The sequence below is a fragment of the Pseudomonas grimontii genome, from assembly GCF_007858185.1.
In the GTDB taxonomy this organism is placed as follows: Bacteria; Pseudomonadota; Gammaproteobacteria; order Pseudomonadales; family Pseudomonadaceae; genus Aquipseudomonas; species Aquipseudomonas grimontii.
The window spans coordinates 43,229-57,953 of the sequence record NZ_VFES01000004.1 but is presented as its reverse complement, the minus strand read 5'-3'; the positions used below and the strand labels follow the sequence as shown (position 1 = coordinate 57,953).

Sequence of the window (14,725 nt, the reverse complement as noted above, 5' to 3'; positions counted from 1 at the left end):
GGTGCTTGCCCCCGATTGCGGTGGTTCAGTCAATCATCACTGACTGATCCACCGCACATCTCAGCCCTCTGGCCGACTATTAAGAAAAACACTCACCACTGTGTAATCACTACCATTGGCATGCCGATACAAGGTACTGCTGTGATAGTCGGATACATCCCCCGACACCGAAACCGTAATCGAACGGCTCTCGACATCAACTTTTACCGCCCCGTCACGCGTAACCAGAAACGGATTGGCATCTCTCAATACAGCCAATATTTCACTATCGGTTCCCAAGGTGCGGTAAACGTAATATCGGTAACTGAACGGCACAGTGGCCCCTCCGCGATCATCCTTGACGCCATAGATCGAAGCGTCATCACTGATCGGCACGCGGAGTACAACCTCCGTCAATTGCGGGCGGCCCGGCGAAAGCAGCCAATCACCAGCGATATACACCAAGCAAAGCGCCAGCAAAATCGTTGTAACCCTTGAGTAAAGCGACTTTCTAGTAGTTCCTGAACCTGGCATAGCTGATTCATCAGGCGCGGGCATAGGGTTCGCCATTACATGCTTCCTCTGCATTAGGTTTTTGCGCGGCAGAACCTAACACCAGATGGCCAAGATGATGAGCGAGGAGAAGAACAAAAGAGACTTCGTACGAAGGAGTAAGACATGCCTTACACCACAGCCTCAAAGCAAGACATTTCCAAGTGCAATGAGGTTTCGGCAGCGTCAGTTCCGACCTCATCGGGGCAAGCCCCCTCCCACACTGATTCTGCGTCAGACACATAATGTATAAGCACTGCGGACCCCATGTGGGAGGGGGCTTGCCCCCGATAGCGTCCTTCCAGACACATCCTGCCAAAAGCCCGCCCATCAACCTCTTGCTCTCCAATCTAGCCTCTCTAAGCACATCTAGAGAGGGCCAGGGAATGGCAGATTTACCCGCTTCACACCGCCTGCGCATCGGCCGCTTCAGCGAACCAAGCCGCATCTACCTCATCACCACCAACACCCACGAACGCATACCGATATTCGACAATTTCCATCTCGCTCGCTTGGTGGTCTGGCAATTTCGGTTGGCCCAGTACCAAGGGCTGGCCAATTCCCTGGCCTGGGTCATCATGCCGGACCATTTCCATTGGCTGCTTGAACTGAAAAAAGGCTCGCTGGCGGACTTGATGTGCCAGGTGAAGTCAAAGAGCACCAGGACCGTCAATGCCGTGAGTGGTCGCAAGGGACGGCTTTGGCAAGAAAGCTTTCATGACCGCGCACTGCGCAAGGAAGATGACTTGGTGAAAATAGCCCGGTATGTGGTGGCTAATCCATTGCGAGCGGGTCTGGTCAAGCGGATTGGCGACTACCCACTGTGGGATGCCATCTGGGTTTAACGTCAAACACAGTTCAAATGTGGGAGGGGGCTTGCTCCCGATTGCGGTAGGTCAGTCAGCTTATCTGTAACTGATACACCGCTATCGGGAGCAAGCCCCCTCCCGCATTTCAGGCGGCGAGTTTGCCGCTGGCGATGGCTGCCGAAGCGGCCACCATGGCGCGCAACAGCACCGCACATCCCGCGGCCAGGTCATCCGGTGCGGCGTTTTCGATTTCGTTATGGCTGATACCACCTTCACACGGCACAAAGATCATCCCCGCCGGGCCCAACTCGGCGACGAAGATCGCGTCGTGCCCTGCCCCGCTGACGATGTCCATGTTCGACAGGCCCAACCCATTCGCCGCATCGCGCACGGCGTCGACGCAGCCTTTGTCGAAGTACAGCGGCGGGAAGTCGGCCGTGGGTTCCATTTCAAAACTCAACCCGTGCTTGGCACAGGTCTCGTCAATCACCTTACGCACTTCGGTGATCATCGAATCCAATCGCGCCGGTTCCAAGTGCCGGAAGTCCAGGGTCATGCGCACTTCGCCGGGAATCACGTTGCGTGAGCCGGGATACGCCTGCAGGCAACCGACAGTCCCGCAAGCATGCGGCTGATGCCCCAGCGCCGCCGCATTGACCGCCGCCACCACCGCCGCCGCGCCTACCAAGGCGTCCTTGCGCAGGTGCATCGGCGTCGGCCCCGCATGCGCTTCAACGCCGCGCAGCTTCAGGTCGAACCACTTTTGCCCGAGGGCGCCGAGCACCACGCCGATGGTCTTCTTCTCATCTTCCAGAATCGGCCCTTGTTCGATATGTGCCTCGAAATACGCACCGACCTTATGCCCACGCTCAGGACGGGTTCCTGCGTAGCCAATCGCGTTCAGCGCATCACCCACGCTGACCCCGTCCGCATCGACCTTGGCCAAGGTCTCCGCCAGGGTAAACTTCTCGGCAAATACCCCCGAGCCCATCATGCACGGCGGGAAGCGCGAGCCTTCCTCGTTGGTCCACACCACCACTTCCAAGGGCGCCTCGGTTTCGATCTTGAGGTCGTTCAGCGTACGCAGCACTTCCACACCCGCCAGCACACCGAAGCAACCATCGAACTTGCCGCCCGTAGGCTGAGTGTCGATATGGCTGCCGGTCATCACCGGCGGCAGGTTGGGATTACGACCGGGACGGCGCGCGAAGATATTGCCGATGCCATCGACGGTCACGGTGCAACCGGCGTCTTCGCACCACTGCACAAACAGGTCGCGGGCCTTGCGGTCAAGGTCGGTGAGGGCCAGGCGGCACACGCCCCCCTTGGGGGTGGCACCGAGTTTGGCCAGATCCATCAGCGACTGCCACAAGCGGTCGCGGTTGATGTGCTGGTGGGTCGATTGCAGAACGTCAAGGGCAGCATTCATGGGGATCTCCTCAGGCTGAGCTTCTTATGATAGGAGCAGGGGGAACGCGGTCCAATGTGGGAGGGGGCTTGCTCCCGATTGCGGTGGATCAGTCACCCATGCATTGGCTGAATGACCGCTATCGGGAGCAAGCCCCCTCCCACATTTAGATTGCATTCCACTTCCGTTACAGCGGGGATTTGGCTGGCATCGGACTGATTCCACGCCTGGCATTCAGGCCGTAATACAGCAACCCGCCCAACGCCGAACCGGTAAACCAGCCGTAGCTGTAGAACCAGCTGAACGCATCGCTGCCCAACGACAGCAACGTCAACACCACCGGCACGCCAAAGGCGATAAAGCCGCTCCAGTTCCACGCCGGGTACACGTCGTCGCGGTACAGACCGGCCAGGTCCAGTTGCTGTTTGCGGGTGATGAAGTAGTCCACCACCATGATCCCGGCGATCGGCCCCAGCAGGCTTGAGTAGCCCAGCAACCAGTTGGAATACACGGTTTCCAGGCTCACATCCGAGACGATCAAGCCGAGTTTTTTCAGCAGTTCATGGCCCATCAGCACCAGCCCGACCAGGCCGGTGAGGATCACCGCCGTGGTGCGGTTGATCAGCTTGGGCGCGATGTTCTGGAAGTCGTTGGTGGGCGAAACGATGTTCGCGGCGGTGTTGGTGGACAAGGTGGCGACGATGATCAGCGCCATGGCCACGGCCACCCACACCGGGCTCTGGATATGACCGATCAGGGTCACGGGATCGGACACGCTGACGCCCACCAGTTTCACCGAGGCGGCGGTCATGATCACGCCGAGGGCGGCGAACAGGAACATGGTCAGCGGCAGGCCGAAAATCTGCCCGAGGATCTGGTCCTTCTGGCTTTTGGCATAGCGGCTGAAGTCGGGAATATTCAGCGACAAGGTGGCCCAGAAGCCCACCATCGCAGTCAGGCCGGCCATGAAGTACCCGGTAAGGCTCGCGCCCTCTGGACGCTTGGGCGGGATCGCCATCAGTTCGCTGAGAGACACATTCGGCATCGCCCACACCAGCAGGCCAATGCCCACCGCCACCAGCAACGGCGCCGACAGGGTTTCCAGGCGCTTGATCGACTCGGCGCCGCGCAGCACCACCCACAAATTCAGGCACCAGAACATCATGAAGCCGATCACCTCACCGGTGCCGCCGAGGGACTTCCACCCCTCGAAAATCGAGCCCAGGAACAGGTGAATCGCCAGCCCGCCAAACATGGTCTGGATACCAAACCAGCCACACGCCACCAGCGCGCGGATCAGGCACGGCACGTTGGAACCGAGGATGCCGAAGGACGAACGCAGCAACACCGGAAACGGAATGCCGTACTTGGTACCGGGGAAGGCGTTAAGGGTCAGCGGGATCAGCACCACGATATTGGCGAGCAATATCGCCATCAGCGCCTCCCCCACCGACAACCCGAAATATGCGGTGAGCACACCGCCCAGGGTGTAGGTGGGCACGCAGATCGACATGCCGACCCACAGCGCGGTGATGTGCCACTTGTTCCAGGTGCGTTCGTGCACCTTGGTCGGTGCCATGTCGTGGTTGTAGCGAGGGCTGTCGAGGACGTCGGGGCCGGCGTCGAGTTCGTACAGGCCGTTGCGCTCAATGACTTGCGATCTGTTCTGTTGCATGGCCGCTCCACGGTTTTTTCGAATTATTGTTGCTCACCCCGCGCTGAACGCTGGGTGGCCGGAGTACCTCGTAAACAACATGACATCACGGGTCCGGCCAGCCGCCACTGCACTCAATAACCGTGCCGACAACTGCCCTTGAACCCGCACCGCTTATATAACTTGCTGATGTTAATCAGCTTTCCGATTGCGCCTGCGGTACTTGCCGCGTTACTCAGGCTAAATAACGCGCCAGTTATCCGAACCGTCAGGAGTCAATCTGGTGCACCACAATTATTTTTATTTACCGACCCCGTCAAGAGGCATGTCTCAAGCATCTGATTTGCAATAAGAAATGTTGCTCATATTGGGAACCTGTCAAGTGCGTCAAAATGGTGAGAGACCGCTACATTTTGGTGATTTTGTATTTTTATCCTTATAAATCAATAGATTAAATACTATATAAGCTTATAAAAAATCTTCTTGCTCAATCGAAAAACTCGGGCTAGTTTCTATTCCTGTCACCGATGACAGGAATTAACCGAACATCGGCGCGTAGCAATACAACACTTAGAACTGGCACAAGCCGGTCAAGCCTGTGAGGAACTCGACATGTCGCTGTTGATCCGTGGCGCCACCGTTATTACCCATGATGAAAGTTACCGCGCCGATGTGTTATGCGCAGGCGGTCTGATTCGCGCCATTGGCACGGACCTGGATATTCCCGCCGGCACTGAACAACTCGACGGCAGCGGACAATATTTGATGCCGGGCGGCATCGACCCCCATACCCATATGCAACTGCCCTTCATGGGCACCGTGGCCAGTGAAGATTTTTTCAGCGGCACGGCGGCGGGTTTGGCCGGGGGCACCACCTCGATCATCGACTTCGTGATTCCCAACCCGCAGCAATCGTTGATGGAAGCGTTCCACCAGTGGCGGGGCTGGGCAGAAAAGTCTGCGTCCGACTACGGCTTTCATGTGGCGATCACCTGGTGGAGCGAACAGGTGCGCGAGGAAATGGCCGAGCTGGTCAGCCACCACGGCATCAACAGCTTCAAGCATTTCATGGCCTACAAGAACGCAATCATGGCGGCCGACGACACCCTGGTGGCCAGCTTCGAACGCTGCCTGGAACTCGGCGCCGTGCCCACCGTGCATGCGGAAAACGGCGAGCTGGTGTACCACCTGCAACGCAAGCTGATGGCCCAGGGCATCACCGGGCCGGAAGCGCACCCGCTGTCACGCCCGTCCCAGGTGGAAGGTGAAGCGGCCAGCCGCGCGATCCGTATCGCCGAGACCATCGGCACGCCGCTGTACCTTGTGCACGTGTCTACCCAGGAGGCGCTGGATGAAATCACCTACGCCCGAGGCAAGGGCCAGGCGGTCTACGGTGAGGTGCTCGCCGGCCACCTGCTGCTGGACGACAGCGTCTACCAGCACCCCGACTGGCAAACCGCCGCCGGCTATGTGATGAGCCCGCCATTCCGTCCGCGCGGGCATCAGGAAGCGCTGTGGCATGGCCTGCAATCGGGCAACCTGCACACCACCGCTACCGACCACTGCTGCTTCTGCGCCGAACAAAAAGCCGCCGGGCGTGACGATTTCAGCAAGATCCCCAACGGCACCGCCGGTATCGAAGACCGCATGGCGCTGCTGTGGCACGAAGGGGTCAACACCGGGCGCCTGTCGATGCAGGAGTTCGTCGCGCTGACCTCCACCAACACCGCGAAGATCTTCAACCTCTACCCACGCAAAGGCGCGATCCGCGTAGGTGCGGATGCCGACCTGGTGCTGTGGGACCCCGAAGGCACGCGGACCATTTCCGCCAAGACCCACCATCAGAAGGTCGACTTCAACATCTTCGAAGGCAAGACCGTGCGCGGCGTGCCGAGCCACACCATCAGCCAGGGCAAGCTGGTCTGGGCCGATGGCGACCTGCGCGCCGAACACGGGGCCGGGCGCTATGTGGAGCGGCCGGCGTATCCGTCGGTGTTTGAGCAGTTGAGCAAGCGGGCGGAGCATTCCAGGCCCGTGGCTGTGAAGCGCTGAGACCGCCATCGGGGGCAAGCCCCCTCCCACACTTGACCGCATTCATTCAGATACCACTCGGTCGAATGTGGGAGGGGGCTTGCCCTCGATGAGGCCAGTACAGGCAACAAAAATGCCCACTTAGAGGCAATCCAAAAAACCGTGAGGCCAACACCGTGATCCAGACCCTGACCCACCTCCCCCATCCCCATGAAGACGGGGCCACCCTCGCCAGCCATTTCACCGACCTGGCGCCGCCCCTCAACGCCCGCCAGGCCCAACTGGAAGCCTCGCGCTGCCTGTACTGCTACGACGCCCCGTGCGTGAACGCGTGCCCCAGCGAAATCGACATTCCCTCGTTCATCCGCAATATCCACACCGACAACGTCCAGGGCGCAGCACAGAAAATCCTCTCGGCCAACATCCTCGGCGGCAGTTGCGCACGGGTCTGCCCGACAGAAATCCTCTGCCAGCAAGCGTGCGTGCGTAACAACGCCGAAGAATGCGCGCCGGTGCTGATCGGCCTGTTGCAACGCTACGCGGTGGATAACGCCCACTTCAGCGAACACCCGTTCCAGCGTGCCGCCTCTACCGGAAAACGCATCGCCGTGGTCGGTGCAGGTCCCGCTGGGCTGGCCTGCGCCCATCGCGCCGCCCTGCACGGGCATGACGTGGTGATCTTCGAAGCGCGGGAAAAAGCCGGCGGTCTGAACGAATACGGGATCGCCAAGTACAAGCTGGTGGATGACTTCGCCCAGAAGGAACTGGATTTCCTCCTGCAGATCGGCGGCATCGAAATCCGCCACGGCCAGCGCCTCGGCGAGAACCTCACCCTCAGCGAACTGCACCAGCAATTCGACTCGGTGTTCCTCGGCCTGGGCCTGGCGGCCAGCAAACAACTCGGCTTGCCCCATGAGGACGCACCCGGCCTGCTTGCCGCCACCGACTATATCCGCGAGCTGCGCCAGGCCGATGACCTGACCCAACTGCCCCTGGCCGACCGCTGCATCGTGCTCGGCGCCGGCAATACCGCCATCGACATGGCCGTGCAAATGGCCAGGCTCGGTGCCCGTGATGTGAACCTCGTCTACCGCCGTGGCCTCGCCGATATGGGCGCCACCCACCATGAGCAGGACATCGCCAAGGCCAATCAGGTGCGCCTGCTGACCTGGGCCCAGCCCGAAGAAGTGCTGCTCGATGAACAGGGCCGTGTACGCGGCATGCGCTTCGCCCGCACCCGCCTGGAAAACGGCCGCCTGCATCCCACTGGAGAGACCTTCGAACTGGCCGCCGATGCCATCTTCAAGGCCATCGGGCAGGGTTTTGACGGCGAGGCCTTGCATGATCCCATGGCGCAACAGCTGCACCGCGTCGGCGAGCGGATCTTCGTCGACGAACAGCTGCGCACCAGCATCCCTGGGGTCTACGCCGGCGGCGACTGCGTCAGCCTCGGCCAGGACCTCACCGTGCAGGCGGTGCAACACGGCAAGCTGGCCGCCGAAGCCATGCACGCCCAACTCATGCTGAATGTGGAGGCTGCGTAATGGCCGATCTCTCGATTGTGTTCGCCGGTATCAAGGCCCCCAACCCATTCTGGCTGGCCTCCGCGCCGCCCACCGATAAGGCCTACAACGTGGTGCGTGCGTTTGAAGCGGGCTGGGGTGGCGTGATGTGGAAGACCCTGGGTGAAGACCCGGCAGCGGTCAACGTGTCATCGCGGTACTCGGCGCACTACGGCGCCAACCGTGAAGTGCTGGGCATCAACAATATCGAGCTGATCACCGACCGCTCCCTGGAGATCAACCTGCGGGAAATTACCCAGGTGAAAAAGGATTGGCCTGATCGCGCGCTGATCGTGTCGCTGATGGTGCCGTGCGTTGAGCAATCCTGGAAAAACATCCTGCCCCTGGTGGAAGCCACCGGCTGCGACGGCATTGAGCTGAACTTCGGCTGCCCCCACGGCATGCCCGAGCGCGGCATGGGCGCGGCGGTGGGCCAGGTGCCGGAGTACGTGGAACAGGTGACGCGCTGGTGCAAGACCTATTGCTCGCTGCCGGTGATCGTCAAGCTCACGCCGAATATCACCGACATCCGTGTGGCGGCGCGGGCGGCGTATCGCGGCGGTGCGGACGCGGTGTCGCTGATCAACACCATCAACTCCATCACCAGCGTGGACCTGGAACGCATGGTCGCCCTGCCAATGGTCGGCACCCAGAGCACCCACGGCGGTTACTGCGGTTCGGCGGTCAAGCCGATTGCCCTGAACATGGTCGCCGAAATCGCCCGCGACCCGCAGACCCAGGGCCTGCCGATCTGCGGGATCGGCGGCATCGGTAACTGGCGCGACGCTGCGGAATTCGTCGCCCTCGGTTGCGGCGCGGTGCAGGTGTGCACGGCGGCGATGCTGCATGGTTTTCGCATCGTTGAAGAGATGAAGGACGGGCTGTCGCGGTGGATGGACAGCCAGGGTTACCAGAGCTTGCAGGAATTTTCCGGGCGCGCAGTGGGCAATACCACGGATTGGAAGTACCTGGACATCAACTACCAGGTGATCGCCAAGATCGACCAAGCGGCGTGCATTGGCTGCGGGCGTTGCCACATTGCCTGTGAGGACACCTCGCACCAGGCCATCGCCAGCTTGAAGCAGGCGGACGGCACGCATAAATACGAAGTGATCGATGATGAGTGCGTGGGCTGCAACTTGTGCCAGATCACCTGTCCGGTGGCGGATTGCATCGAGATGGTGCCTATCGACACGGGCAAGCCGTTTTTGAATTGGACGCAGGATCCGAGGAATCCCTATCGGGAGGCGGTGTAGTCCTTCAGGCCGCTATCGGGGGCCCCCTCCCACACCACACATCAAATGTGGGAGGGGGCTTGCCCCCGATGAGGCCCTAAGCCCCACCCTCCCACTCAAGGCTCCAACCCAATCCCGCGCAAAATCACACTGGTCACCGTCTGGATCGCCTTCTCGAACTGCATATCCGACAACGGCTGGTGATCATTCAGAATCTTCACCTGGTGATCAAAGTCGGCATAGTGCTGGGTCGACGCCCAGATCATGTACAGCAGGCTCGACGGTTCCACCGGCAGGATGCGTTTGTCTTCCACCCACTGGCGAATTTTCGCCTCCTTCATCTTGGCCCAGTCGTACAGGCTCTCATCCAGCGCCTCACCGAGTGTCGGCGCGCCGTGGATGATCTCGTTGGCCCAGACCTTGGAGCCATACGGCCGCGTGCGCGAGCGCTGCATCTTGGCGCGGATGTAACTGCTGAGCACCACGCGGGGGTCATCGAAGGTCTCGAAGCTGAGGGCGTCCTGCTTCCACACTTCCAGCAGGTCAAACAGCACCGCGCTGTACAGCTCGCTCTTGGTGGTGAAGTAGTAATGCAGGTTGGAGCGCGGCAGTTGCACTTCTTCAGCAATATCGGCCATGGCGGTACTGCCGTAGCCCTTCTCGGCGAAGATTTTCTCCGCCGCCAGCAGGATTTTTTCGACGTTGACCCGGCGAATTCCGCTCTTGTGATTGCCCATAAGGGCTCCCTGACAAAGACATGACCCAAAGACTACCACCGCTCTAGATCGGGGCGACAGGCGCAGTCGAAACTTCGTACACTGCCCGCTCCTAACCATTGCTGGGTATTGCACAATGTTGATCAAGAAAACCCTGACCACTGTCGCCCTGCTCGCCTCCCTGCTGGGTCCCTGCGCAGCGTTTGCCCATGCTCATCTCAAAAGCGCCACGCCTGCGGCAGACAGCAGCGTCACGGCCCCCAAAGATCTGCGCCTGACCTTCAGCGAAGGCGTCGAAGCCACCTTCACCAAGGTGTCCCTGAGCAAGGACGGCACCGAAATCGCCATCAAAGGCCTGGAAACCCCGGACGCCGACAAGAAAACCCTGGTGGTCACCCCTGCCGCACCGCTCGCGGCCGGCAACTACAAGGTGGTGTGGAATGCGGTGTCCGTCGACACCCACAAGAGCAACGGTGAATACAGCTTCAAGGTCGGCCAATAACCCATGGCAACGCTGCTGGTGCTGTGCCGGTTCGTGCATTTCATCGTCGTGCTGTTGATGTTCGGGGCCTGTGTATTCAGGCCCTGGCTCCTCGGCGCTGAACCGCAGCCGGTGCTGGACCGGCAATTGTTGCGCATCACCCGTGGGCTGGCATGGACGGCCCTCGCGTCGGCGGTGATCTGGTTACTGTTGATTACCGCCAGCATGGCCGGTTCATGGCCGGCGGCGCTGGAACTGTCGACCGTGCAACGGGTGCTGGGCAAGACCTTTTTTGGCCAGGTGTGGACCTGGCATCTGATGTTGAATGGGTTGTTGGTCATCGCCCTGATGACCGCCTGGAAGGCCGCGCGCCTGCCGTTGATCACGCTGTTGCTGATGACCCTGGCCCCGGTCGGCCATGGCGCCATGCTTGATGGGCTGAGGGGGCAGTTGTTGATACTCAACCAGGTGGTGCACCTGATGTGCGTCGGCGCATGGTTGGGTGGGTTATTGCTGCTGGTATTGATCCTCAAGCCGCCAAACGGTTTTGAGCTGGCGCCGGTCCTGCGTCGTTTCAGCGGCGTGGGTTATGGCCTGGTCGCGGGGTTGCTGGTGACCGGCCTGATCAATGTGCGCGTACTCACCGGGCAGCTGTGGCCCACGCCGTTGTTCAGTGGTTTCGCGCTGATTCTGTTGATCAAGGTGATGCTGGTGCTGGGCATGTTGGCGCTGGCGCTGCTGAACCGGTTGCGCCTTGATAGCGGCGAACAACGGCTGGGCAGCTTGAAGGCCAGTGTGATGCTGGAGTGGCTGCTCGGTGTTTCAGCAGTCGCTGCCGTATCCCTGCTTGGCACCCTGCCTCCAATGGTCCTGGCTGGCTGAATGTGTGAGAGGCTTGCCCCTCTCACATTGACTGTGCCCGCTTTAGATCAACCCCCACCTAGTCATCGTATAACTTCTGCTTGACACCTCACGAAAACCCCGCAAATATCCCTCCAATGTTGTACGACGACGTATAACAAATAATAAAAACAACAAATGAAAGGGAGCGTCACTGTGAGTCAATTCGCCCGTAATTCCTCGTCGTGTATCGGCCTTATCGGTCTCGGCAGCCTGGCCTTCGCCCTGCCCCTCGTCGCCCACGCCGAAGGCTTCGTCGACGACGCCAAAGCCACGCTCAACCTGCGCAACGCCTACTTCAACCGTAACTTCACCAACCCGAGCAACCCTCAGGGCAAGGCCGAAGAGTGGACGCAGAGTTTTATTCTCGACGCCAAATCCGGCTTCACCCAGGGCACCGTGGGTTTCGGCATTGATGTGCTGGGGCTGTATTCGCAGAAGCTCGATGGCGGCAAAGGCACCGGCGGTACCCAGTTGCTGCCGATCCACGATGACGGCCGCCCCGCCGACAATTTCGGGCGCCTGGGCGTGGCGCTGAAAACCAGGCTGTCGAAGACCGAATTGAAGGTCGGCGAATGGATGCCGGTGCTGCCGATCCTGCGCTCCGACGATGGTCGCTCGCTGCCCCAGACCTTTCGCGGCGGCCAGGTGACGTCCAATGAAATCGCCGGCCTGACCCTCTACGGCGGCCAGTTTCGCGGCAACAGCCCGCGCAACGACGCGAGCATGGAAGACATGTTCATGAACGGCAAAGCCGCGTTCACCTCCGACCGCTTCAACTTCGGCGGCGGCGAATACAGCTTCAACGACAAGCGCACGCAAGTTGGCCTGTGGTACTCCGAGCTCACCGACATCTACCAGCAACAGTACGTCAACCTGACCCACAGCCAACCGGTGGGCGACTGGACCCTGGGCGCCAATCTCGGGTTCTTCAACGGCAAGGAAGACGGCAGCGCCCTGGCCGGCGACCTCGACAACAAGACCACCTTCGCCCTGCTCTCGGCTAAATACGGCGGCAACACCTTCTACGTCGGCCTGCAGAAACTCACCGGCGACAGCGTGTGGATGCGCGTCAACGGCACCAGCGGCGGCACCCTGGCCAACGACAGCTACAACTCCAGTTATGACAACGCCAAGGAAAAATCCTGGCAGGTGCGGCATGACTTCAACTTCGTGGTGCTCGGCGTGCCGGGGCTGACCCTGATGAATCGCTATATCAGCGGCAGTAACGTGCACACCGGGGCGATCACCGATGGCAAGGAATGGGGACGTGAATCGGAGCTGGCCTACACCGTGCAAAGCGGTGCATTGAAGAACCTCAACGTGAAGTGGCGCAACTCGACCCTGCGACGGGATTTCAGCACCAACGAGTTCGATGAAAACCGCATCTTTATCAGCTATCCAATCTCCCTACTGTAGAACCTAGTCTCCCAGCCCCAGAAAATCCCCTGTGGGAGGGGGCTTGCTCCCGATGGCGGTGGGTCAGTAACAGATGCATTCACTGGCACGCCCTCATCGAGGGCAAGCCCCCTCCCACATTTGAATCTCACTCGTCTGGAAGAACGTTGACAACCTGGGGGATCCCTAGCAATACTTCGACATAGTCATACGACAACCTACAACAAAAAAATTGGAATTCCCCATGACCACGACCACCCCCACTCCCTTCAACCGCCTGCTGCTCACCGGTGCCGCCGGCGGCCTCGGCAAAGTCCTGCGCGAACGCCTGCGTCCGTACACCCAGGTGCTACGCCTGTCGGACATCGCCAGCATGGCCCCGCCGGTCGATGCCTCGGAAGAAGTCCAGCCCTGCGACCTTGCCGACAAACAAGCGGTGCATCACCTGGTGGAAGGCGTCGACGCGATCCTGCACTTCGGCGGCGTATCGGTGGAGCGTCCGTTTGAAGAAATCCTCGGCGCCAATATCAGCGGCACCTTCCATATCTACGAAGCCGCGCGCCGCCATGGGGTAAAGCGCGTGATCTTCGCCAGCTCAAACCATGTGATCGGCTTCCACAAGCAGGGCGAAAAACTCGACGCCCACTCTCCACGCCGTCCCGACAGCTACTACGGGCTGTCCAAGTCCTACGGCGAAGACATGGCGAGCTTCTATTTCGACCGCTACGGCATCGAGACCGTGAGCATCCGTATCGGCTCCTCGTTCCCCGAACCGCAGAACCGCCGGATGATGCACACCTGGCTGAGCTTCGACGACCTGACCCAACTGCTCGAACGCGCGCTGTATACGCCGAATGTCGGCCACACCTTGGTCTACGGCATGTCGGATAACCTCGACACCTGGTGGGACAACCGCTACGCCGCGCACCTGGGCTACGCCCCGAAAGACAGCTCCGAAGTCTTCCGTGCCCAGGTCGAAACCCAGCCACCGGTGGCCGCCGATGACCCGGCCAAGGTCTATCAGGGTGGTGCGTTCTGCGCCGCGGGGCCGTTCGGTGACTGAGTTCACACCCACCCAAGGGAATGAGTTGCCATGACTGCTGAATTGATCGTCGACGCCCGCAATGCCGTGGGCGAATGCCCGGTGTGGGTGCCCGAGGAAAACGCCCTGTACTGGGTGGACATCCCCAACGGCGGCCTGCAACGCTGGAGCGCCGCCCGTGGCCACGTAACCGCCTGGAAAGCCCCGCAGATGCTTGCCTGCATTGCCCGCACAACGACGGGCAACTGGGTCGCCGGGATGGAAACCGGTTTCTTCCAACTCACGCCGCACAACGATGGCAGCCTCGACACCACGCCGTTGGCCAGCGTCGAGCACCCACGCCCGGACATGCGCATGAACGACGGCCGCTGCGACCGCCAGGGGCGTTTCTGGGCCGGCAGCATGGTGCTGAACATGGGCGCGAATGCGGCCGAGGGCATCCTCTATCGCTATGCCTCGGGTTCAGCGCCCCATGCCCAGCTGGATGGTTTTATCACTCTGAACGGCCTGGCCTTCAGCCCCGATGGCCGCACGATGTACGCCTCGGATTCGCACCCGCTGGTGCAGCAAATCTGGGCCTTCGACTACGACATCGACACCGGTACACCGTCCAACCGTCGCGTGTTCGTCGATATGCACCACTACCTTGGCCGCCCCGACGGCGCCGCCGTGGACGCCGATGGCTGTTACTGGATCTGCGCCAACGACGCCGGCCTGATCCACCGCTTCACCCCCGAGGGGCGCCTGGACCGCTCCCTCACCGTGCCGGTGAAAAAACCCACCATGTGCGCCTTCGGCGGCAGCCGCCTGGACACCCTGTTCGTCACTTCGATCCGCGACGACCAGAGTGACCAGTCAGTCTCCGGCGGCGTGTTCGCCCTCAACCCCGGCGTCCAAGGACTGCCTGAACCGACGTTTACCCTCTAGCTGCATCGCTGTGCCTTGAATACAACAATAA

General features: G+C 60.7%; 13 protein-coding genes. 9 read left to right on the top strand and 4 right to left on the bottom strand.

Going from position 1 to position 14,725, the window contains the following annotated elements:
- Positions 1 to 60: 60 nt before the first annotated feature.
- Positions 61 to 549, bottom strand: coding sequence for a hypothetical protein (locus FIV39_RS08720; protein ID WP_244176274.1), 489 nt, complete (start codon positions 547 to 549; stop codon positions 61 to 63).
- A 368-nt stretch (positions 550 to 917) separates the two neighbouring features.
- Between FIV39_RS08720 and FIV39_RS08715 the strand changes: the two genes are divergently transcribed.
- Complete coding sequence (locus FIV39_RS08715) at positions 918 to 1,376, top strand: REP-associated tyrosine transposase (RefSeq protein WP_090402590.1); 459 nt, start codon at positions 918 to 920, stop codon at positions 1,374 to 1,376.
- Positions 1,377 to 1,485: 109 nt separating this feature from the next.
- Here FIV39_RS08715 and FIV39_RS08710 read toward each other — a convergent pair whose 3' ends face one another.
- Positions 1,486 to 2,769 carry a Zn-dependent hydrolase gene (locus FIV39_RS08710; RefSeq protein ID WP_090402588.1) on the bottom strand — a complete coding sequence of 428 codons (1,284 nt, stop codon included), beginning with the start codon at positions 2,767 to 2,769 and terminating at the stop codon, positions 1,486 to 1,488.
- Positions 2,770 to 2,935: 166 nt separating this feature from the next.
- Positions 2,936 to 4,423: an NCS1 family nucleobase:cation symporter-1 gene (locus tag FIV39_RS08705; protein WP_090402586.1), complete on the bottom strand. Its 1,488-nt coding sequence runs from the start codon at positions 4,421 to 4,423 to the stop codon at positions 2,936 to 2,938.
- A gap of 591 nt (positions 4,424 to 5,014) precedes the next feature.
- Between FIV39_RS08705 and hydA the strand changes: the two genes are divergently transcribed.
- From hydA to preA, 3 genes are all read left to right on the top strand, one after another.
- Positions 5,015 to 6,454 (top strand): dihydropyrimidinase, encoded by a 1,440-nt coding sequence (gene hydA, locus FIV39_RS08700; protein WP_090402584.1) that lies wholly within the window; start codon positions 5,015 to 5,017, stop codon positions 6,452 to 6,454.
- A gap of 155 nt (positions 6,455 to 6,609) precedes the next feature.
- Complete coding sequence (locus FIV39_RS08695) at positions 6,610 to 7,977, top strand: NAD(P)-dependent oxidoreductase (protein WP_090402582.1); 1,368 nt, start codon at positions 6,610 to 6,612, stop codon at positions 7,975 to 7,977.
- Entirely contained in the window at positions 7,977 to 9,251 is a 1,275-nt protein-coding gene (gene preA, locus FIV39_RS08690) for an NAD-dependent dihydropyrimidine dehydrogenase subunit PreA (protein ID WP_146371500.1), read from the top strand. The genes FIV39_RS08695 and preA overlap by 1 nt, the downstream gene beginning before the upstream one ends.
- 95 nt (positions 9,252 to 9,346) lie before the next feature.
- On the opposite strand, the gene FIV39_RS08685 is transcribed toward preA, so the two are convergent.
- On the bottom strand, positions 9,347 to 9,967 hold the full coding sequence (locus FIV39_RS08685; RefSeq protein ID WP_027606227.1) for a TetR/AcrR family transcriptional regulator: 621 nt from the start codon (positions 9,965 to 9,967) through the stop codon (positions 9,347 to 9,349).
- Positions 9,968 to 10,082: 115 nt separating this feature from the next.
- Here FIV39_RS08685 and copC point away from each other — a divergent pair, with 115 nt between their 5' ends.
- From copC to FIV39_RS08660, 5 genes are all read left to right on the top strand, one after another.
- Entirely contained in the window at positions 10,083 to 10,448 is a 366-nt protein-coding gene (gene copC / locus FIV39_RS08680; protein WP_090402578.1) for a copper homeostasis periplasmic binding protein CopC, read from the top strand.
- 3 nt (positions 10,449 to 10,451) lie between these two features.
- Complete coding sequence (copD, locus tag FIV39_RS08675; RefSeq protein WP_090402576.1) at positions 10,452 to 11,309, top strand: copper homeostasis membrane protein CopD; 858 nt, start codon at positions 10,452 to 10,454, stop codon at positions 11,307 to 11,309.
- A 174-nt stretch (positions 11,310 to 11,483) separates the two neighbouring features.
- Positions 11,484 to 12,746: an OprD family porin gene (locus FIV39_RS08670; RefSeq protein ID WP_090402574.1), complete on the top strand. Its 1,263-nt coding sequence runs from the start codon at positions 11,484 to 11,486 to the stop codon at positions 12,744 to 12,746.
- 223 nt (positions 12,747 to 12,969) lie between these two features.
- Positions 12,970 to 13,788, top strand: a complete 819-nt coding sequence (locus FIV39_RS08665; protein ID WP_090402572.1) for an NAD-dependent epimerase/dehydratase family protein — start codon at positions 12,970 to 12,972, stop codon at positions 13,786 to 13,788.
- A 30-nt stretch (positions 13,789 to 13,818) separates the two neighbouring features.
- A complete protein-coding gene (locus FIV39_RS08660; RefSeq protein ID WP_090402570.1) occupies positions 13,819 to 14,694 on the top strand; it encodes an SMP-30/gluconolactonase/LRE family protein in 876 nt (291 codons plus the stop codon).
- The last annotated feature ends 31 nt before the right edge of the window (positions 14,695 to 14,725 follow it).

Coding starts and splice junctions, on each gene's coding strand:
- FIV39_RS08685 (WP_027606227.1), bottom strand. CDS start 9,967: ATGGGCAATCACAAGAGCGGAATTCGCCGGGTCAACGTCGAAAAAATC.
- FIV39_RS08715 (WP_090402590.1), top strand. CDS start 918: ATGGCAGATTTACCCGCTTCACACCGCCTGCGCATCGGCCGCTTCAGC.
- hydA (WP_090402584.1), top strand. CDS start 5,015: ATGTCGCTGTTGATCCGTGGCGCCACCGTTATTACCCATGATGAAAGT.
- FIV39_RS08710 (WP_090402588.1), bottom strand. CDS start 2,769: ATGAATGCTGCCCTTGACGTTCTGCAATCGACCCACCAGCACATCAAC.
- FIV39_RS08720 (WP_244176274.1), bottom strand. CDS start 549: ATGGCGAACCCTATGCCCGCGCCTGATGAATCAGCTATGCCAGGTTCA.
- preA (WP_146371500.1), top strand. CDS start 7,977: ATGGCCGATCTCTCGATTGTGTTCGCCGGTATCAAGGCCCCCAACCCA.
- FIV39_RS08705 (WP_090402586.1), bottom strand. CDS start 4,423: ATGCAACAGAACAGATCGCAAGTCATTGAGCGCAACGGCCTGTACGAA.
- FIV39_RS08660 (WP_090402570.1), top strand. CDS start 13,819: ATGACTGCTGAATTGATCGTCGACGCCCGCAATGCCGTGGGCGAATGC.
- copC (WP_090402578.1), top strand. CDS start 10,083: ATGTTGATCAAGAAAACCCTGACCACTGTCGCCCTGCTCGCCTCCCTG.
- copD (WP_090402576.1), top strand. CDS start 10,452: ATGGCAACGCTGCTGGTGCTGTGCCGGTTCGTGCATTTCATCGTCGTG.
- FIV39_RS08665 (WP_090402572.1), top strand. CDS start 12,970: ATGACCACGACCACCCCCACTCCCTTCAACCGCCTGCTGCTCACCGGT.